This is a genomic window from Virgibacillus necropolis (genome assembly GCF_002224365.1).
In the GTDB taxonomy this organism is placed as follows: Bacteria; Bacillota; Bacilli; order Bacillales; family Amphibacillaceae; genus Virgibacillus_F; species Virgibacillus_F necropolis.
This window is the reverse complement of the sequence record NZ_CP022437.1, coordinates 3,318,369-3,339,049: the sequence shown is the minus strand read 5'-3', so window position 1 is coordinate 3,339,049 and position 20,681 is coordinate 3,318,369. Positions and strand designations below refer to the sequence as shown.

Genomic DNA, 20,681 nt, shown 5'->3' with positions numbered 1-20,681 from the left:
TATATAAGATGTCAGGTTTGCCTAAATATTCATCATAATATATCATTCTAAACACAAAATCAATATTAAAGGAGGATTTAGCTTGAATACAAATCTAATTTTATTCATAACGATTGCGATTGTGCTTTTGAGTATAATAACTTTTTCTTATTTTTTAGGACGAAAAAATAAAGGAATTGAAAACTGGTATGTCGGAGGTAGAGCCTTACCGCTATATGTACAAGTTGGTACGCAATTTGCTACTGTTATGGGTGGTGGAACTATTGTTGGTCTTGTAGGGACTGCCTATTCAAGTGGTTGGTCGACTTTAACATATGGGATATTAACAATGATAGGATTTCTCCCATTTTTATTTATGGCTAAATGGCTTAGAAATAGTGAATTTGAAACAATGCCAGATATTATCAGAGACATTTATGGACGCAATCCAGTATTATCGATTCTTACAATTCTGTGTACGTTAATTGTTCCGTTTGGCTGGATGATTACGCAATTGGTCGGTTTCGGGAAAATTTTTGCAACTATCACAGGTATGAATGCATCGCTAATGGTAGCCATATTTGCGATTATTAGTTTGGCGTTTGTATTGCCAGCAGGAATGACATCGGTTGCATGGACTGACTTTATTTTTGGCTGTGCTATGGCAATTGGTGCGGTTATCGCCTTCTTCATGGCGTTAAATATGGGAGATGGCTTTCAAACGATCATGTCGAACACACCAAGTGAAATATCTGACTTCCCTAAAGGATTAGTAGGTGTTGGAATGGGGACGGTGTTATTTTGGATTTTTGGTGTGATGCCTGGTAACTTAACGAACCAGCAGCTTTATCAACGCATTTATTCAGCAAATAATGCCAAAAATGCCAAGAAAGCTATAGGTATAACAGCTGTTCTATTTGCCATTGCAACGTTTTGGTCTTCAACGATTGGTCTGACTGTTCGTTCACTTAATCCTTCATTAGGGAATGCAGAAAATGCAACAGGCTGGTTTTTAATGCAAACCCCTGATTGGTTTTTAATTATGTTTTCAGTATTTATTGTTGCGACGATTATGTCTACGTTAAGTAGTGCTGTTCAATCAGTAGTGGTAACGATTACAAAAGATATTTACACAAATCACATTAACCCTGATGTTAAAGAAAAGAAGCTCTTGTCTATTTCTAGAATCGTGTCTGTTGTTGTGCTTACCATTGCCGCGTCATTGGCAATTTTCTATCCACAAGCTTTAGGTTGGATAGTCGCATCGTTTGCTTATTCGGTATCGGCATTACTGGTTCCTATAATTGGTGGGTTTATCCTTAAAGATAAAAACGTTCTTGATAATCGTGCAGGAATCGTTAGCATTGTTATGGGGATATCAGGTTCGGCAATTGCTCACGGATTAGGAACAAGTATGTATGTCGTTTACGGGTTAATTGGCTCATTTTTAGGATTAGTCATTATGGCAGGAATTAATAAAGCGACAAAGTAAGGGTATAGCGAAGTATCAATATAAGGATGTAACAAAGCAACGAAGGAGGATTAAGATGATGGTTGAAAAAGTAGTAAGAGGTTATATTGTGACACCAGAGGAAAATTTTTTAGGAGAAATTGGTATTACCAATGGCAAAATAGTAGAGGTTTCAAAAATACAAGGTCATCTAGACGCGGAAACGGTGGATGACTTTGGACAGGATTATATTTTCCCAGGGTTTATCGATACGCACGTGCATTGCTATAGTAATCCAAATGAAGGGATTCATCGGGCATCAATGGCAGCAGCAAAAGGCGGCATAACACTCTTTATCGATATGCCTTATGATTTACCAACACCTGTAACAAATAAGGATATACTGAAAGAGAAAATTGATACGATTTCTAAAGAAGCTGTTATCGATGTTGCCTTATGGGGTACAGTTCCGAAAGAAAATGGTGCGGCTGTCGTTGATGAATTAGCTGATGGCGGTGTGGTAGGATTTAAACTTTCAACATTTGAGACAGATCCTTATCGATTTCCGAGAATATCAGATGCTGATATATTGGAAACGATGAGAAAAGCTGCAGACCGAGATTTAATCGTAGCTTTCCATGCCGAGAATGATGAATTATTAACACGTTATATTGAAGATGCCAAGCGAGAAAATCGTGTTGAATCTATTTATCATAACTTGACTCGGCCACCTGTTACGGAAACTACAGCTGTAATCAAACTGCTAGATATGGCTTCATGGGCACATGCGAAGTTGCACATCGTTCATGTTAGTCATGCGAAAAGTCTTGAATATATTAATTGGTTTAAAGCACAAGGAACGAATGTGACCGCTGAGACTTGCTATAATTATTTGTTATTAACGACTGAAGATTTGAAGAAATTTGGTCCAAAAGCAAAAATTAACCCTCCATTAAGGGAACCGAATGAGTTGAAAGAATTAGAAGAACAGTTACTTAGTGGAGGTATCGATTTTATCACGTCTGACCATGCGCCTTGGCAAAAAAAGGATAAGTCAATTGGAGATGACAATATTTTTAAAGCAAAATCAGGATCCCCTGGTTTGGAAATTATGATTCCATTACTTTTTGATTATTTGATTGGTGAAAAAAAGGTTACGTTAAGTAAATTTGCAGAATTGTTGGCACTCGCTCCAGCTCAAAGATTTAACTTGAACAATAAAGGGTCTATTGAGCAAGGTAAAGATGCCGATTTTACAGTTATTCATAATCGTGGATCATGGCAAATTGATGAGAATGAGTTTATTTCGATTTCTGATGTCTCACCATTTCATGAGCATACGGTAAATAATCGCATTGAGGCGACTATTGTTAGAGGTGAAATGGTTTATACCCATGATCATGGTGTTGTAGAGAATAATAGAGGTCAATTTGTTAAACCGAATTATTAATGAAGGATTGTGATGATCAATGAAAATAAATAAGCAAAGATTAATGACTATGTTGGATGAAGTGAATCAAATTACTTCCGAATCAGAAGGTGTTACACGTTTGGCTTATTCAGAACAAGAAGAAGCGGCACTCGACTGGTTTATTGATAAATGTGAAGCTCATGACATAAGAACGTACCGTGATGCAATTGGGAATGTCTTCGGTACAATAGGTCCAGAGGGTGAAAAAGGCGTGTTGATTGGCTCGCATTTAGATACTGTCAAAGATGGTGGGAAATATGACGGTGCGCTAGGTGTCGTGGCAGGACTTGAAGTATTAATGACGTTAACTGAAAATCATGCGGAATTAAAGCGACCTGTCACAGTTGTATCTTTTCGTGGTGAAGAGGCCAATATATTGGGGGGTACGTTTGGCAGTCGGGCATTTTGTGGCATGATTGATTTTAATGATGATTTTATTGACAGGTTAAAACGAACGCCTTTTTCGCTTCAGCAAGTCAAGGATACGGTGAATGTTGATCAATATAGTGATTATATTGAGCTCCATATTGAACAAGGAAAAACGTTAGAAAAAGATAATATAAATATTGGTATTGTGAATACGATTGCTGGTATTAAACGATTAGATGTGACCGTTCACGGTGAGTCTGCTCATTCTGGGACGATGGCAATGACTGAGCGGGACGATGCTTTAACACATACGGCTAACGTATTATTAAATTTTGAAAAGATTGTTAAATCATATGGCCCTCCTAATGTGGGGACAGTAGGAGAATTATTTGTCCATCCGAACTTACCTAATGTCGTGCCAGGGAAAGTAGAATTTGTTCTGGAAGTCAGAGGAACAAATATCAAGACGATGCATGATATAACAGAAGAGGTTTCAAACTATGCGCGTCAAAATCATAATGTGACGATTAAACCGAACGTTGAAAAACATCCATCTGACTTATCAGAAATAGTTTTAGCAGCAGCTGAAGAAACTTGCCAAGAAATAGATATGAGCTATCACGTGATGGCTAGTGGTGCGAATCATGACGCCAACTCACTATCCACAATCATGAACTCAGGACTCATATTTATCCCATGCCTAAACGGAGTCAGCCACAACCCTAAAGAATACGCCGCACCAACAGACATCGAAAACGGCGCAAACACACTACTAGGCACAACCCTTAAATTAGTGTGACCGGGGGACAGATGTCTCGGTCCAGTTGCTTATTTTTCACAAAAAACGAGGATGGTCATTTATAACTCAAGTGACAATCCTCGTTTTTGTTTGGTTCTAAACGATATAATGATTGCGGGTAAAACAATCCCTTCAAAATTATTCCTTTGACATGTCAACAACTAACCATTATTATAAAGTAATTCCGACTATTTTTATCAGGAAAGGGTGTTTTACATGTCACCAGTAAATGTTCAACCAATAGATGAAGTGAAAGATCCCGTTCAGCGGGAAAATACTGAACTGAACAGTCCACAAACGCGCTTAATCATTGGTGGGTTAGTCGTTGGTGCAATATTGTTTATTTATCTACTGGCCACACAAGCTATTACGCAGCCAATACTGCTCGTCATTGGATTGTTGCTTGGTTACACCTTATTCCATGCACGCTTTGGCTTTACATCGGCATTTCGTAGGTTGATGTCTGTAGGAAACGGGCAGGCACTACGCTCACACATGTTAATGCTGGCAGTAGCGGTTACCTTATTCGCTCCGATTCTAGCATTCGGTTACTCCTTTTTTGGAGGGGGCGTTTCCGGTTATGTATCGCCCGTTGGAGTTAGCCTTGTAGTTGGTGCTTTCATATTTGGAATAGGCATGCAGCTTGGTGGAGGCTGTGCATCTGGTACGCTCTACGCAGTCGGTGGCGGACGCACCGTCATGTTTATCACGCTATTATTCTTTATCGTTGGCGCAACAATAGGAGCCTACCATCTACCATTCTGGACAGAAGAGATGCCAGCATTCGAACCCATTTCCCTAGCAACCTCAACAGGACTTGGCTATGGTGGTGCCTGGGCCATATCAATCTTGCTGTTTGGTATCATCACGTGGATCACGTTAGCTGTAGAAAAAAAGAAGCGTCCACCAAGAATGGCACCTAAACCATCTGCAAATGGCTGGAAGCGGATTTTCCGTGGCTCATGGCCATTGTTCGCAGCAGCGATTGCTTTAGCTGTTCTGAATGCAGTGACATTAATGACCCGTGGTACACCATGGGGTGTCACTTCAGCTTTCGCATTATGGGGTTCTAAAATCGCCACGTTCTTCGGCATCGATGTTGCATCTTGGGGTTATTGGCAAGGTGCAAGCGCACAAGCATTGCAGTCATCCATTTTTGCAGATTCAACAACTGTATTGAACTTCGGCGTTATTCTAGGGGCATTCCTTGCTTCAGCAGCAGGCGGGTTGTTCAAATTCACGAAAATAAACCTGAAAAATGTAGCAGCTTCTATTATTGGAGGCCTATTAATGGGCTATGGCGCTCGTCTTGCATTCGGTTGTAATATCGGTGCATACTTCGGCGGAATCGCCTCGTTCAGTCTCCATGGATATGTCTGGGGAATCTTAGCGTTGGCAGGAACATTTTTAGCACTTTATCTCAGACCACTGTTTGGATTATCTGTACCGAAATCGAAGGACTCGTTTTGTTAGGAAATGAAAAAATCACCATGTGAGCGTTCGCATGGTGATTTTTTGTTTTAGGTTGGTATGTGGGAAGACAGGATTTTGTAAGTTCTATATTACAAACTAACTTTCTTCAACATCTGTTCGATAGCAAAAGCAACCCCATGATCATTATTTGATTTGGTAGTGTGCGAACAAAGTTCTTTGATTTCATCAACAGCATTACCCATTGCAACACCGATTCCAGCCATTTGAAGCATCGATGCATCATTAAAGTTGTCTCCTAACGCCATCACATCTTCCATTCGTACTCCCATGCTATCTGCTAGATTTGCAAGAGCAATTCCTTTTTGAGCATCGGGGTGGTTAAATTCAAGATTAATGTCGCCAGAAGAAGTTATTGCAAGCTCTGTTTCCTTATCTAGTTGACTACGTACATTGCTTAGTTTCCCTTTTTCAAGAGAAAAAGCTAGGATTTTATATATTTCAATGTCATCCATTGAAAATAAATCATCATAATTATGTACGAATTGCACCCGTTCATTCTGAAAACGTTGCTCAGCAGCTATTCGAATTTCCGCTTCAGAGGAATTTGGATGTGTTGAAGTCAAAATGTCTACCATCACTTCCATAAAGTGTTCTCTATTAGTTGAATAGACTCCATTATTTGTGAATAATTCGAAATACACGTCTTCTTTCCGACAGATGGCTTGAATTTTGCGAGAAACCGTTAAATCCATCGGGGCATTTCTTAGCAGTTCTTTATTCAAAGAATAGGTATTTGCACCATTTAGACAAATAATTGGACACGATAATCCAACTTCTTGAAGTGGTTTACTTGCAGCATCATAAGATCGCCCAGTTGCAACCACAAATTTGATTCCACGATCCATTGCCATTCGAATCGCTTTTGCATTTTCAGCACTAACTTCGCCTTTTTTGTTTAATAATGTACCATCTAAGTCTGTAGCAATTAGTTTCATTGTAATCCCCTAACTTTTTTTATACTACTTCTATTATACACTTTTTCGCATAAATTTTCGGCTGTGATTACTAGTGAAGAGAAATTAGTGAAAATAGATATAAAGTATTTTAAAGAAAAGAAGCGGAAGATCGTTTGCGAGACAAAATGAGCAAGCTTGATCCGTTTTAAAATAAGAGGGACAAGGGCCCTGTCCCTCTTGTCCCTGACAAATATGACGGATAAAAAGATCATAGAGGACTTCCTGATTTAATAAAATTAGTAAAGGGGGGAGTCGAATGGATTTTACGATTGATGAATATAAGATGAGAATCAACCGCACAAAGCAAAAAATGCAAGAAAGGGGAATTGAAGTATTAATTATCACGAACCCTTCGAACATGAATTATTTAACCGGTTATAATGCTTGGTCGTTTTATGTGCCGCAGTTTATCATTTTGACTATCGATGAAGATGATCCCACATGGATTGGAAGGGAAATGGATGCAAATAGTGCGAAATTAACGTCCTGGTTAAAAGAAGAAAGTATCGTTCCCTACAGTGATGATTACGTACAATCTGAATTTAAACATCCCATGCACTTTGTAGCGGATTTTCTAATCAAACGAAATGTTGAACAAAAAACGGTTGGAGTTGAGATGGAAACGCACTTTTTTTCTGCACGATTTTATAAAGAATTTATATGGATGCTGCCGGAAACGAAAATTGAAGATGCCAGTGTTTTAGTCAACTGGGTTCGTTTAGTTAAGTCCGATCAAGAAATTAATTATATGAAAAAAGCAGCGAAAATAGTAGAAAAAGCAATGCAGGTAGGATATGAAAGTCTTAACGTGGGAGCACGTGGGTGTGACGTGGCAGCTGAAATTATGCGAGCCCAAATAAAGGGTTTTGAAGAATTCGGGGGCGATTACAGTGCTATTGTACCATTAATTCCTGCTGGAGAGGAAACATCAGCGCCTCATATGACATGGTCGGAAAGAAGATACAAGAAAAATGATCCCGTTATCATCGAAATAGCTGGGTGTCATAAGCGATATCATAGCCCAATGGCGAGAACAATGGTGTTAGGCGAAGCGAATGATAAGTTACTAGATTTATCAAAAGTAATTAACTATGGGATAGAAGAGGTCATTCACTGTACGCAACCTGGTATGACGAGTGAACAAATAGAAGAAGTATTTAGAAAAACAATTAAAAAACATGGGATAATCAAAGATTCGAGATTAGGGTATTCAGTTGGGCTAAGTTATCCACCTGATTGGGGCGAGCATACAGTCAGTATCAGAAATGGTGACAAAACAGTTATCGAGCCAAATATGACCTTCCATTTTATCCCCGGTATTTGGTATGAAAACTATGGGTGCGAGATAAGTGAAACAATCAGAATTACCGATAATGGATGCGAGACATTGGCAAACTTCCCAAGAGATTTATATATGAAAAAATAATTTACGGGGTGAACATATGACAAATAAAGATGTGAAAAAAGCGACTAAATCGGTATGGGCTGGGGAAAAGAAATATAGAGTACACGGTGCAACCCAAGTGCCGACCGTATTTAGTGTTGCTTATAACTATGATGATATAGACGAATGGTATGATGTAGCAATTGGAAATAAAGAAGGGCATATTTACGGAAGGAACACCAATCCGACTGTCCAATCGTTTGAAGATAAGGTGAAAATACTAGAAGGCGCCGAGGATTCCACAAGTTTTTCAACTGGGATGGCAGCGATAAGTAATTCGCTAGCTACTTATTTAAGACCAGGTGACCGTATTGTATCGATCAAAGATACATACGGTGGCACAAATAAGATATTTTCAGAGTTTTTACCGCAGTTAAATATCGAGGTAGAGTTATGCGACACAGGAGATCACGAACAAATTGAAAGAGAAGTAGCAAAAGGATGTAAAATTTTATATTTAGAGAGTCCGACAAATCCAACAGTGAAAATCACAGACATCAAACGAATGGTCAAAGCAGGTCACGAAGCAGGTGCTCTCGTATTTGTTGATAATACATTCGCAACACCAATTAACCAAAATCCATTGGAACTAGGCGCTGATCTTGTTATTCACAGCGCAACAAAATTCTTGGGAGGGCATGCTGACGCACTAGGTGGTGTGGTTTGCGGAAAAGCCGAACTCGTGGAGCCAATCTATCATTACAGAGAAATTAATGGTGCAACAATGGACCCGATGGCAGCCTATTTAATGATACGTGGAATGAAAACACTAGATTTAAGAGTGAAAAGACAGTGCGAAAGTGCCATGAAAATTGCGACCTATTTACAAAGTCACGACTTAGTCGAAGAAATATACTATCCAGGGCTTAAAACCCATCCAAATCACGATATTGCAAAAGAGCAAATGAGTAATTTTGGTGGTATGTTAAGTTTTGCTCTCAAAGGTGGAATGGATACCGTCCGAAAAGTATTACCAAAATTGGAATATGCAAACCGTGCAGCAAATCTTGGTTCAGTTGAAACAACCGTAGGACCTGCCAGAACCACAAGCCATGTAGAATGTACACCTGAAGAAAGAAAAGCACTAGGGATACCGGAAGGATTGGTTCGTTATGCGGTTGGAATTGAAGATGTGGAGGATTTAATTCAGGACTTAAAGCGAGCATTGGATATAAAATAAAACCTTTTAAGCAGGTCGGGTAGACCTGCTTAGATTGCTCTTTGCTATTACTTTGAACTCGAGAAGGTCCTTATCAAATTAATCGTGACAAAACCGATTACCAAGGCTGAGGTGACAATATTGAAGGACTATCAAAAGTTGTATGCGTATTTACCTTACTTCGAAAAACTGTCTAGAGATAACAATGGTTTGACGGACGGGAAGAACCCCTTTGTAAGTGAACAACATCTCTTATATACCGAGTATGCAAAAGAGATGGTGGAGTTCGCTGAATGTTTTTATGAAGTGGGCTTTGTTGATGCAGATTACATGGAAACGTTAGACGAATATGGTATAACTAATGCTGACGAAATGGATTGTAACATTCCAACCGCGGATGAACGACTGACTAAAGCCATTTTAACAAAAATGATTAGGGATGAAAGGTTTACATCTGATGCATGGGTATCCTATGTCGAAAAGTCGGGTTAAGTGGCCTTAGCTTGTATGAAAAGTTTACCGGAGTGGCTGAAGATGATTTGCATTATAAGAAGCGGGTAGATGGGATTGATAGGTTAACGAACTTACCAATAAAAAATGGAAAAATAAGAGACGCACGCTAAAAAAAGTTCGTACGGCTCTTATTTTTCTTATGGTTTCAAAATTACTTTGATATTTCCATCTTCCTTTTTATCAAAAATTTCGTAGGCTTTTGCAGCTATGGCGAATTACCAAACAGAGGTGAGAAAATTGAAGAAGCTATCCAACTTTGTATGTATATTTGCCGTATTTCGAAAAACTGTCTGGATATAGCAAGGATGTGACGGAGGAAAAATCCCTTTGTACGCGAACGAAATCTCTTAATACCAATTACGCACAAGAGATGGGGAAGTTTGCTGAATGTATTTAGAAGATATAGCATCCTGATTTTTTAGGATAATAAATTTTTGTTGTTGGATGCTCTCTGTCTAAGTGTGTGGCAGAAAGCTACTTGGTTGGTAATCAGTTTATAAAAATACTGAATAACTCCTATTAAATTTTTCTATTATAAATAAAATACAGAATTTATTGAAAAATAAAAAGCGATAGGTTATTATAAAAAAAACTTCATAATTTAATTAACAACTATGTCTAAACGGTATCACTATGAGGTGATTAGAAAAGAATAAAGCAGGTTTTCATTATAAAAAATTCCTTTATTCCTGGAACCAAATTTTAGATTACCGGCAATGGACTCATTTTATTTTAATATTTATGCGACTCTAGTGAATCCTTCCTTAAGTGGAGTTGTTTATAATCCTAAACTTAATAAAACCAAGCCCTAGATATTTGTCTCCAAATCTGAGCGTATAATAGTCCATCAGCTTAGACCTCCCTAAAAGTTTTTAGTTATATATTTTCTAGTTCAAAAACTTGTCATAGGTAGCATATAAAAAGACCTGAGTGGTCCTTTTTTTCACCTTTTCCAAATATAAAAATAATCAGAATCTAATTATGTTCTGATTTATATAATAATAAAAATCTTTAAGTAGAGTTTGAAGAAAGACTTAAGATAGTTGAACCAACGACAAATGATAATGGCTGGATGTTAGCTTCATGGGCCAAATAATTAAATCTTCCATCTAAGATCAAAAAGTTGTAGGTCGTGCCTTTACTGTATTAGTCAAAATTTGGTTTATACATTTTAAATGAATCAAATATTAAAGGAGGATTTTTATGCAGAAAAGAGAACCAACATTCACGGAGTCAATGTTTGCGCTTTCTTTTATTGTTATTTTTGTTTTCGGTGGTTTTTTTATTTTTAACCTTAATGTTGCAATTATGTTAATAGCATCAGCTGCTTGCGCAGGATTATTGGCCAGGAGACTGGGTTACACATGGAGTGAATTAGAAATGGCCATAGGCGAGCGTCTTATGAGAGCCACTCCTGCTATTTTACTTATTTGGATAATAGGGATGATTATAGCTACATTTATTTTCAGCGGTTCGATCCCAATGTTGATTTTCTATGGAATGCAAATTATTGAACCAGAATACATTTTCGTAGCTTCCTTTGTCATTTGTATGATTTTTTCAACTTTAACTGGGAGTTCTTGGGGGTCTGGTGGTACAGCAGGCGTAGCACTGATAAGCATAGCTGCTGGATTAGGTGCTCCTTTAGATATAACGGCAGCAGCTATTATTTGCGGAGCGGTTTTCGGTGACAAAATGTCTCCTTTGTCGGAAACAACGAATTTAGCTTCGTTGACTAGTGGAGTAAATATTTATGAACATATTAAATCCATGACATGGACTACTTTTCCCGCTACAATTATTTCGTTTGTCGTTTTTTTTATTGCTGGGAAGAGTGTAAATGTTTCAACCCAAGATGTCGCTGTTAATGATTTAAGCCTCGTGAATGATTTGGGAAATATTTATTCCTGGAATCTTTTATTACTGGTTCCATTCGTCATTATCCTAGCCGGGGCTGTATTAAAAAAACCTGCTGTTCCAATTATGATTTTGTCTTGCTTTATAGCATTAATCATTGGTGTAGTTTATCAAGGTTTTTCTTTGGTAGATGGGGTTAATGCGGTTTTAAATGGTTTTGAAGCCAGCATGGTTCCAGGTGTAAGTCCAGATCAAATATCTTCGGACACACTCTCGTTGCTCAATCGTGGCGGCTTTGTATCAATGTTAGGTGTGATAATCATTATATATTGTGGTTACGCGTATACGGCTATTATCAGTGAGGCTGGCTTTTTTAAAAAGGCTTTATACCCGTTGACTAATAGGGTTAGAAAACGCGGGTCTCTCGTGATGATAACACTGCTTTCACAATTTTTATTATTTTGTTTTTCTGGAACTTCTTACATTGGATTTCTCATGGTACCGGAAATGTTCAAAAAATCATTTTTAAAAGCTGGAATTGCTGCTAAAACACTGTCGAGGAGTTTAGAGGATGCCGGTACAGTGATTGGGCCTCTAGTGCCTTGGAGTTCAGCAGGTGTCTTTTTTGTGAGTACATTAGGTGTTTCTATTTATGGAAGCAATGGTTATGCGATATGGTGTGTACTATGCTATGGCTGTCCTGTGATAGCCGGTATTCTGGCTTATACGGGAATTGGTATCTATAAACTGAATAAAGAGGAGAAAGAAGAAGCATTAGCTCAATATGAATTGGATAAAACATCCTAGAGTAACCAAAAGTGATGTAATCGAATGAGTTATGAGAGGAATGGTAAGATGGTTAACAGAAATTATAGTGTGATTGTTGTTGGGGCGGGGTCTGTTGGAATGGCGGCAGGGTATTATTTGTCGAAGAAAGGTGTAAATACGTTACTAATCGATGCATTTGATCCTCCACATGGGAAGGGGAGTCATCATGGAGAAACGCGAATGATTCGACATGCTACTCATGTTTCTTCTAAAGGGGGACAACATTTTGTTCCGCTCGTCCAAAGGGCGCAAGAATTGTGGCTTAATCTTGAAAGGGAACTAGAAGACACATTATTTATTCCAACTGGAACATTATCAGTAGGAGAAGCCGATTCGTTTTATATGAAGAAAAATATTGAAGAAGGAAGTATGTATTCTCGGCTGGAGGTATTAAATGCGAATGAAATTAATATGAATTGGCCAGGATTTTCAATTCCAGATCATTTTATGGGTTGTTTTGAATTTTCATCCGGCGCACTTCTTAATGAAAAATGTATATATGCTTATAGGGAGCTCAGGTCAAAGAATAAGGCGACGCTGCTAACAAATACCGAGGTTAAATCTATTGACTTTTTTACCCAGGGGGTCACTGTAAATACCAAAGAAAACTCATATCATGCTGACAAAGTGCTTATTTGTGCAGGAGCTTGGACGGGGAAAATTCTTTATTCATTAGGTTTACCTTTACAACCAGTACGTAAAACTTTTGCTTGGTTTGAAACCAATGATTTGGCTTTTCAACATCCACAACTTCCATGTTTTCATTTTAGTTTTGAAAATCAACTTTATTACGGTTTCCCAAATATAAATGGGAGTGGAGTTAAGCTTGGTAGAACAGATTCTGAAAGGAACATCAACCCGGATCTAATGAGACAAAATTTTGGCAAATACGCTAGTGACGAAGGAGATTTAAGAAAATTCTTAGATAGATTTTTACCAAAAGCGTCAGGAAAATTTAAAAAAGGGAAAGCCTGTTTGATAACAAATACTCCCGACAAACAATTTATTGTTGATCAACATCCTGAATTTCCTCATGTTTATTTTTCGGGTGGCTATTCCGGAAAAGGTTTTCAGATTAGTAGTGTTTTAGGAGAAATACTAAGTCAGCTAATAACTGAAGGAAGTACCACCCATGATATTTCTGCTTTTTCTTTAGCCAGAAAGGCAATTCAAAAATAGTATCAATATATAAAGATGTACGGCTATAAAGTCTAGTCAGGTCAATATCTACTGAATCAACCGAACATTAGCATAGTAAAATGTTTATCGTACCGGTCGTAATGTACTGATAGAGACATTGGTTGGAAATGAAGGCGCTCTATCTGAGGCGGAATATAAAGTAGAGGGCTAAATTGTTCGACTAAGTTTAATATAAGGATTTTTAATCCAAAACAATTTTAAGAAAAAGTCTAATTAATAAATTGTTCTTCTTAAATAAAGGGGTGGTAATAAGAATGGAAAATAAATATAGTGTAGTGATTGTTGGAGCTGGTTCAGTTGGGATGGCAACTGGCTACTATTTAGCAAAGACCGGAATTGATGTTCTGTTAATCGACACCCATAATCCCCCTCATGATAAGGGCAGTCATCATGGAGAAACAAGATTAATCCGTCATGCAGTCGGAGAAGGTGAAGAATATGTAGATTTAGCATTAAAAGCACAAGCCAACTGGCATCAGTTAGAAAAAGAATCAGGGAAAACGCTGTTTATCCCTACTGGAACTTTAATGGTCGGTGAAAGTGATGCTCAATTTATCCAAGAAACAGTAAAAAATGCCAAAACTTTTGGCATGGAATTAGAAGAGTTCACTGCCGAAAAAATAAAAAAACAGTGGCCTGGTTTTGAATTGCCTGATCATTTTAAGGGCTATTATGAACATACATCTGGCGCCCTTTTAAATGAAGAATGCATTTTAGCTTATCGACAACAGTTATTAAAATATAACACGGAAATATTAGAGAACACAAAGGTGAATTCGTTGGAATTCCATGAAAACGGAGTTGGGATAAAGACAGCTAAAGAAACTTTTTATGCGGAGCAAGTAATTATTACTGTCGGTGCTTGGATTGGTGAGTTACTATCATCACTAAAACTTCCAATACAAACAGTCCGCAAAACTTTGGGGTGGTATAGTACTGACGAGTTACTTTATAAGTACCCTTTTCTTCCAAGTTTTTATTTTTGCTATGAAGGTCACAAGTATTATGGTTTTCCGGATATTACAGGCAATGGTGTTAAAATAGGACGGAACGACTCAGAAAGAAATATTGTTCCGGATTTGCTGGAACAGGATTTTGGAAAATATGATAACGATAAACAGGATTTAAATAAATTTGTGGAGAGGTTCTTACCAGGTCTTTCAGGTCAATTAAATTATGGAAGGGCTTGTATGATTACCAAAACGCCAGACAAACATTTTATCATTGACAGACACCCGGAAAACAACCATGTTTTAATTGCCGGCGGCTTTTCTGGGCATGGATTTAAGTATGCTAGTATCCTTGGAGAGATACTTAGTCAAATAGTAATTGATGGAGAGTCGAAATATCATATACCTGACAATTTTTCCATTTCCAGGGAACCCATAAAAGACCATAAGGTTATTAATTTCGATAACTCATATAAAACGGTATGATTTATAAGTAAAGGTCTAGGTAGTTGGGATTGCAGTAGAAATACTATAGAGATAATAAATATAATGAAAAGCATAGTTCCAGAGTTTAAAGAGTTCATAAATCGCTTTGCAGAAAATTGCGGGTCGAAGAAAACTCCGATTGGGTGGAAATCGAAAATGTTTATTATTATAAGTGAAATGACAAAAGCTTGAGTCCTGTACTCAAGCTTTTGTCGTGGAGAAGAAAAGAAAGTTGAGTTGTTTGAAGGAAAGCAGACGGAAATACAATCCTATGATAAACAAACTTCCTATCTAATTTTTCGCCAACAGCCAGGATTATAGTTTTTCAATCGTTCCGACGCTATGTAAAATATGCTTTGTTGTTCGTCTGAACTTCTAGTTTCTTTTGCGTTTCTCCATCCAACAGCTAAAATATAAATATTTTTATAGTCTCTGTCATAGTAATAGACGAATCTCATATCCGGTTTATCTTTTAGGGATGGGTCTTTCATTGAAAAAAATTTATATTCAAACCATTCCTTCAGGTCGTAACGCAAATCCCATCCTGGTCGGAATGGTTTTTGTTTAGCTTTATTTATAGAATCAGTGAAAGAATCATAAAAGACATCGAAGTCTTGTATTTGTGCAGCAATAATGGTTAAATCGAAGTTGATAATTTCTTCATGCCAAAATTCATTCCCCATATTCACTTTTATGCCTTTTGAACCCTCGTTTAATGTCGCTATAGGTTAGTGACTGTTTAGCATCTTTCGGCAAAACGACACTACTGGAATCGAAATCTGTATTAGGTATATCCTCAGTTTCATCTTTTCTTCTTTGTTTAAATGTCGGATCTACTTCATTTATTTCATTTTCTGTTTGGAATTGATCTTTCGGGATTTGGTAACCTTTTCGTTGTGTTTTGCCAGGACTATTATCTTCTTTGTAGTCAATCTTTTCTTCTGCAATCCACTTATAAACTGTTTGCTTATTAACATCAAATAATTCTGCAACGTCTCTCACTGAATAATAATCCTGATTCCTTTTTTCATCAGGAGCATTGAAATCAGCAAATCGAGCTACAGCATTTAATTCATAGATTAGTTTTTGTATACTAGGATCATTTAAATTAATGTCATTTTTAGCTTTTTGAGCCAATTTAATAATAATGTCATGTGCTTCCTTATTCGGATTCATCATTTCCATCACCTCATTCTTAGTATAACAGATTATTAAACTTATTAAACTTTTTATATTTATTATTTGAGGAAACCCTCTAAGTGTGCTTTTGGGGATTTTAAGTCAAATGGTACGTGTGGATAGGCTTCACTTCCCACAAATTTTGAAAAACCATATAACATAGTGTTATAAATCATACATCAAAATTTCATAAACTAAACTTTTGCCACTTTTTAAAGTGTTTTATAGGACAATGAACCTGTCAACTTGTCCCGTTCTGTTAATTTTGTTGCGTTTGTTGATTATATAGGGATGGGTATAATATGTGTAGGAGGTGAGACGCGATGACGCACATCATGGACCATGAACAGGATATAATATGGGAAAGTATCCACACGTTAGCCAAGATTGATGTAGATCAAGCAAAGTCGGTCTTGAAAGTGGCTATCGAGCGATCACTCCAACAATTAAATATACTTCCCCCTATAATATCCAAGTTGTGTTTAACATTACCAAGTACAGATGATCTTGTTGAACTTCAAAGGATAGAAAAAAGTATGCTAGCGCCTTTTTTCATCAAGAAGACAAAAGGTATGAATTATTAGTAGATTACATTGAGTACTTCAGTTTCATGGTAGAAGATGATGATTGTCGTACCATTCGAAAAAAATTGTTAGCCTCTTTGTTATCAGAAAGACATACGCGGATAAAGGAGCAACCTAGGATGTATCGTTTAGCTTCAACGAAAACAGCGACCGTATCGCCAACTCCAACTGCACAAATAGAAACTAACTACTTAACATCTAGTGAAGTCGCCAAAAAATTAAGATTAAGTGGTCAAACTATTCGAAGACTGTGTGATAAAGGCAAATTTGAAGGTGCCTATAAAACGGATGGTGGTCATTGGAGGATTCCCAAAGATGCCTTTATTACCACAACTGAACAAGATGAAAAAGCAGAATCCGTATTAAGGAGAATTAATGAAAAAAATCAGGAAGCTGGGGAAGTTGATGAATTTGATTTATGACACCTCGAGTCCGCAGAAGGTGTTCATTGACACAACTGTACTTTGTGGCGCCTTGCGGGTCGATGGTGTCAATCGAAAAATTCTTAAAGCAGCTCGTCACTACTAAGCTATTAACATAGTAGTGTTTTAAAATGTTTGCTTGTTCACATCAAAAGATTCCGCAACATATTTCAATGAATAATACCCCTGGTCCTTTTTTTCTTCACACCTATTACTGTAGTCGATTTATTTGCTGCTGCATATGTTCCATTTTCATTTTCATTTGTTCTGTTTCTCGAATCATTCTCATCATTTGTTTTTGCAATTCTTGTCCCCGGCCATTCTCTAATTGTTGATTTGCTTTTTCCTGTTTCGCTTGCTCCCTCTCCAGTGTCACACCATAAGTTGTTATAAGGCTAGCAATTGTATTTAAAATTAGTCCGATATATTGCAGATTGTCGGGGTAATTGCTGTAATCATTCTCTACATAATTGTCAGGTTTTTTAGGCACAGAACCCCTCTTTTCTTAACAAAATTTCAATGTTACATCATTTAAAATATCATGATAGTGTATTCAATTGTATCCTTATTCGTACCTAAGTTTACAACAATTGCTTTGTGGCTAATGGGATTGGTTAATAGTAGCAATTCACACCGTTAAACAGTGGGCTAAAACACATTATAGGGGTTGTATTCATGGTTCTATTAGGAATAATAGGTTTCTTGATGAAACCATTCACTAGGTAATAACAGAGCATTAGCCCTCACGTTTTTGGCGTGTATTTATCTAAATTAAGTTCACCAATACTCGTAATCATGGTAGGGGAATTGGTGAAATTATTTTGGTAATAGTATAAACCTCTTTCGATATGTCTATATCTGCTTCTTTTTCTATCCCAAGATATTGCTGGGTGGTTGCTAATCCGATTTGCGCCATTCCAAGTTTATATTGTGATTTAATTAGCTCTATCTGTTCACTATCATGGATCGAACTAATTTCAGCTAGTAAAATGGCAAGCTGCAAATGCAGAAGTACTGCAGTCAACCATTTTTGCGGATTCAACAACTTTATTAAACTTAGGAGTTATTTTAGGAGCATTCCTTGCTTATCAGCGGGTGGACTGTTTAAATTTACTAAAATAAACTTAAAAAATGTAGCAGCTTTTATTATTGGAGGCCTATTAATGGGCTATGGTGTTCGTCATGCATTCGGTTGTAATATCGGTGCATACTTCAGAGGCATTGCCTCGTTCAGTCTCCATGGATACATTTGGGGGATCTTAGCATTAGCAGGTACATTCTTAGCACTCTATCTCACCAATGTTTGGGTTGTCTGTTCCAAAATCGAAGGATTCGTTAAGTAATGAAAAAAATCACCTTGTGAGGGTTCGCATGGTGATTTTTTTGTTCTTCTATTTTAAATTATTAAAAAACCGTTGACGGCGCTTTCTTTTCATTATAGTATTTAAGTTGTCGAGAGGTCGTACCTCTTTCTTAAAAACTATTAGATGGGGTGATATGATGAGTGAAAATATTGAATTAATGCCAACAACAAGGATACCAGTAAATGGAATTTCACCACTTGTAATTGTTTGTGGCGATCCTTTTCGTGCAGAAACGATTGCAAAGAAGCTAGATAATTCGAAAGAGATTGCTTATTCAAGGGAATATCGTACCTTCAATGGTACATATAAAGGAAAACAAGTTACCATTTCAAGTCACGGTGTTGGTGCCCCGGGCGCTGCGGTATGCTTTGAAGAACTAATTAAAGCAGGTGCCAAAGTCATTATTCGTGTCGGCACAGCAGGATCTTATACGAAGGATTTGCCACCGGGAAGTCTCATTATTGCTAGTTCTGCGGTACGTGCTGATGGATTAACAAAGCAACTTGTCCCGGATGGCGTTCCTGCCGTGGGGGATTATAGAGTTGTACATGCCCTCAATCAGGCTGCGGAGAAAAAAGACGTTACCTATAGTACAGGAATGATTGTAACCCTTGATGCATTTTATGCAGGTCCTCTAGAGTTTCCTCATAAGTTATATAAGGATTCAGGGGCATTAGGCGCCGAAATGGAAATCGCGGCATTATATACCATCGCTCAATTACGTGGAGTCTTTGCTGGGGGAATTGTAGCCTTAGATGGATTTGCTTATGCTGATATGGATTACTATGATCCACATAAAGATTTTGTAGCACAAGCTGTTGAAGATGAAATAAATATTGGACTTGATGCACTTGTTTCTGTAACTATATAATGTTCCATTTCGTTTAGTTTTAAAGTGTGGTTGATAATTCTAACTAATATTTTTTTTGGGGGGACATGTATGAGCTTTCTTAATGTAATATGGGGTCTCTTCGGAGTTTTTGTAATTTGTGGGATTTCATATTTATTTTCAAATAATAGAAAAAAAGTAAGTCCAAGATTAGTCTTAAGCGCACTTGCTTTTGAAGTTATCTTTGCTTGGTTTGTGTTGTCTACCAAAATAGGCTCCATCATTTTAAAAGGAGTAACAGACTTTGTAAACGTCATTATCAGTTATGCAAATGAAGGGATTAATTTCGTCTTTGGTGGCCTTTATACTGAAGAGTCTGGAATTTCCTTTGTAGTTGCATTTAATGTATTACCAATGATTATTTTCTTTGCATCATTGATTGCAATTGCTTATTACTTAAACATTATGCCCTTCATTTTTAAGTACGTAGGAGGATTATTTTCAAAATTGTTTACAACCACTAAACGTGAATCCATAGTTGCAGCAGCAAACATTTTTCTTGGACAAACAGAATCACCACTTGTCGTTAAACCATATCTTCCAAGAATGTCTGTTTCCGAAATTTTTGCTGTGATGACATGTGGATTGGCATCCGTTGCTGGAACCATGCTTGCATCTTATGCCCTATTAGGGGTTGAATTGGAGTATTTACTTGCAGCGAGTTTTATGGCAGCACCTTCCGGATTAATTATTGCGAAGTTATTCTATCCGGAAACAGAAGATGTTCAAGAAGAAAAAAATATTCAAATTGCTAAAGAAAATGAATCAACTAACATTATTGATGCTGCAGCAAACGGTGCTCGTAATGGTTTACAAATTGCGCTGATTGTAGGAGCAACCTTAATTGCATTTGTAGCCTTGATTTATATGGTAAACGGTTTTATCGGCTATATAGGGGGATGGTTTGGCGTTGAAACAAGCCTTCAGCAAATGCTAGGTTATGTTATTGCCCCATTGGCATTCGCAATTGGAATTCCATGGGATGAAGCTATAATGGCCGGTTCATTAATCGGCGAAAAGCTTGTTTTAACCGAATTTGTTGCATATATAAACTTTATGGACGGAATTACACAATTCAGTGAGAAATCTGTTATGGTCATCACATTTGCTCTATGTGGCTTTGCAAATTTTACATCTATGGCAACACTGGCGAGTACACTTAGCAGCTTAAATCCAGAGAGACAAAAGCTATTTATGAAATTGTCGTTAAAAAGTGTCTTTGCAGGAGCTTTAGCATCGATGCTTAGCGCGGCTATAGCTGGAATGTTTTTCATATAGCAATAAGATT

20 protein-coding genes and 1 pseudogene are annotated in these 20,681 nt (G+C 37.4%); 16 read left to right on the top strand and 5 right to left on the bottom strand.

Features of this window, described 5'->3' with window-relative positions; all coding sequences use genetic code 11:
- The first annotated feature begins 82 nt into the window (after positions 1-82).
- The 4 genes from CFK40_RS15780 to CFK40_RS15765 all read left to right on the top strand — a co-directional run bounded on the left by CFK40_RS15780 (position 83) and on the right by CFK40_RS15765 (position 5,541).
- Positions 83-1,471, top strand: coding sequence for a sodium:solute symporter family protein (locus CFK40_RS15780; protein WP_089533374.1), 1,389 nt, complete (start codon positions 83-85; stop codon positions 1,469-1,471).
- A gap of 55 nt (positions 1,472-1,526) precedes the next feature.
- The gene (locus CFK40_RS15775) at positions 1,527-2,879 is read left to right on the top strand and encodes a hydantoin-5-propionate amidohydrolase (protein WP_089533373.1); all 1,353 of its coding nucleotides are present in this window, start codon (positions 1,527-1,529) and stop codon (positions 2,877-2,879) included.
- A 19-nt stretch (positions 2,880-2,898) separates the two neighbouring features.
- On the top strand, positions 2,899-4,068 hold the full coding sequence (locus CFK40_RS15770; protein ID WP_089533372.1) for a hydantoinase/carbamoylase family amidase: 1,170 nt from the start codon (positions 2,899-2,901) through the stop codon (positions 4,066-4,068).
- A 216-nt stretch (positions 4,069-4,284) separates the two neighbouring features.
- Complete coding sequence (locus tag CFK40_RS15765; RefSeq protein ID WP_089533371.1) at positions 4,285-5,541, top strand: YeeE/YedE family protein; 1,257 nt, start codon at positions 4,285-4,287, stop codon at positions 5,539-5,541.
- Positions 5,542-5,630: 89 nt separating this feature from the next.
- Here the strand turns inward: CFK40_RS15765 and CFK40_RS15760 are convergent, their stop codons facing one another.
- Positions 5,631-6,497 (bottom strand): Cof-type HAD-IIB family hydrolase, encoded by an 867-nt coding sequence (locus tag CFK40_RS15760; protein WP_089533370.1) that lies wholly within the window; start codon positions 6,495-6,497, stop codon positions 5,631-5,633.
- 277 nt (positions 6,498-6,774) lie between these two features.
- Between CFK40_RS15760 and CFK40_RS15750 the strand changes: the two genes are divergently transcribed.
- From CFK40_RS15750 to solA (CFK40_RS15725), 7 genes are all read left to right on the top strand, one after another.
- Positions 6,775-7,944, top strand: coding sequence for a M24 family metallopeptidase (locus CFK40_RS15750; protein ID WP_089533368.1), 1,170 nt, complete (start codon positions 6,775-6,777; stop codon positions 7,942-7,944).
- Between the two features lie 16 nt (positions 7,945-7,960).
- Entirely contained in the window at positions 7,961-9,142 is a 1,182-nt protein-coding gene (locus CFK40_RS15745) for a cystathionine gamma-synthase family protein (protein WP_089533367.1), read from the top strand.
- Between the two features lie 120 nt (positions 9,143-9,262).
- Entirely contained in the window at positions 9,263-9,613 is a 351-nt protein-coding gene (locus CFK40_RS15740) for a DUF6508 domain-containing protein (protein ID WP_089533366.1), read from the top strand.
- Between the two features lie 11 nt (positions 9,614-9,624).
- The gene (locus tag CFK40_RS21385) at positions 9,625-9,744 is read left to right on the top strand and encodes a class I SAM-dependent methyltransferase (RefSeq protein WP_161493889.1); all 120 of its coding nucleotides are present in this window, start codon (positions 9,625-9,627) and stop codon (positions 9,742-9,744) included.
- Between the two features lie 1,093 nt (positions 9,745-10,837).
- Complete coding sequence (gene nhaC, locus CFK40_RS15735; protein WP_089533365.1) at positions 10,838-12,298, top strand: Na+/H+ antiporter NhaC; 1,461 nt, start codon at positions 10,838-10,840, stop codon at positions 12,296-12,298.
- A 48-nt stretch (positions 12,299-12,346) separates the two neighbouring features.
- The gene (gene solA, locus CFK40_RS15730; RefSeq protein WP_227001796.1) at positions 12,347-13,498 is read left to right on the top strand and encodes an N-methyl-L-tryptophan oxidase; all 1,152 of its coding nucleotides are present in this window, start codon (positions 12,347-12,349) and stop codon (positions 13,496-13,498) included.
- A gap of 275 nt (positions 13,499-13,773) precedes the next feature.
- Positions 13,774-14,955 carry an N-methyl-L-tryptophan oxidase gene (gene solA / locus CFK40_RS15725; RefSeq protein WP_089533363.1) on the top strand — a complete coding sequence of 394 codons (1,182 nt, stop codon included), beginning with the start codon at positions 13,774-13,776 and terminating at the stop codon, positions 14,953-14,955.
- 287 nt (positions 14,956-15,242) lie between these two features.
- On the opposite strand, the gene CFK40_RS15720 is transcribed toward solA (CFK40_RS15725), so the two are convergent.
- Positions 15,243-15,644, bottom strand: a complete 402-nt coding sequence (locus CFK40_RS15720; RefSeq protein ID WP_089533362.1) for a hypothetical protein — start codon at positions 15,642-15,644, stop codon at positions 15,243-15,245.
- Positions 15,628-16,134 (bottom strand): helix-turn-helix domain-containing protein, encoded by a 507-nt coding sequence (locus tag CFK40_RS15715; RefSeq protein WP_089533361.1) that lies wholly within the window; start codon positions 16,132-16,134, stop codon positions 15,628-15,630. The genes CFK40_RS15720 and CFK40_RS15715 overlap by 17 nt, the downstream gene beginning before the upstream one ends.
- Before the next feature lie 323 nt (positions 16,135-16,457).
- On the opposite strand from CFK40_RS15715, the gene CFK40_RS15710 reads away from it, so the two are divergent.
- Both CFK40_RS15710 and CFK40_RS15705 read left to right on the top strand, forming a co-directional pair.
- Positions 16,458-16,718: a hypothetical protein gene (locus CFK40_RS15710; RefSeq protein WP_089533360.1), complete on the top strand. Its 261-nt coding sequence runs from the start codon at positions 16,458-16,460 to the stop codon at positions 16,716-16,718.
- A 119-nt stretch (positions 16,719-16,837) separates the two neighbouring features.
- On the top strand, positions 16,838-17,140 hold the full coding sequence (locus tag CFK40_RS15705) for a helix-turn-helix domain-containing protein (RefSeq protein ID WP_161493888.1): 303 nt from the start codon (positions 16,838-16,840) through the stop codon (positions 17,138-17,140).
- A gap of 211 nt (positions 17,141-17,351) precedes the next feature.
- Here CFK40_RS15705 and CFK40_RS15695 read toward each other — a convergent pair whose 3' ends face one another.
- Positions 17,352-17,630 carry a hypothetical protein gene (locus CFK40_RS15695; RefSeq protein ID WP_089533358.1) on the bottom strand — a complete coding sequence of 93 codons (279 nt, stop codon included), beginning with the start codon at positions 17,628-17,630 and terminating at the stop codon, positions 17,352-17,354.
- A 303-nt stretch (positions 17,631-17,933) separates the two neighbouring features.
- Positions 17,934-18,185, bottom strand: a complete 252-nt coding sequence (locus CFK40_RS15690; RefSeq protein ID WP_089533357.1) for a hypothetical protein — start codon at positions 18,183-18,185, stop codon at positions 17,934-17,936.
- Between CFK40_RS15690 and CFK40_RS15685 the strand changes: the two are divergent.
- The 3 genes and pseudogenes from CFK40_RS15685 to CFK40_RS15675 all read left to right on the top strand — a co-directional run.
- A pseudogene (locus CFK40_RS15685) lies at positions 18,131-18,475 on the top strand (YeeE/YedE thiosulfate transporter family protein); the annotation flags it as partial. The gene CFK40_RS15690 and the pseudogene CFK40_RS15685 overlap by 55 nt on opposite strands.
- Before the next feature lie 162 nt (positions 18,476-18,637).
- The gene (locus CFK40_RS15680) at positions 18,638-19,375 is read left to right on the top strand and encodes a nucleoside phosphorylase (protein ID WP_405196556.1); all 738 of its coding nucleotides are present in this window, start codon (positions 18,638-18,640) and stop codon (positions 19,373-19,375) included.
- 69 nt (positions 19,376-19,444) lie between these two features.
- Positions 19,445-20,671 carry a NupC/NupG family nucleoside CNT transporter gene (locus tag CFK40_RS15675; RefSeq protein ID WP_089533355.1) on the top strand — a complete coding sequence of 409 codons (1,227 nt, stop codon included), beginning with the start codon at positions 19,445-19,447 and terminating at the stop codon, positions 20,669-20,671.
- Positions 20,672-20,681 lie beyond the last annotated feature (10 nt).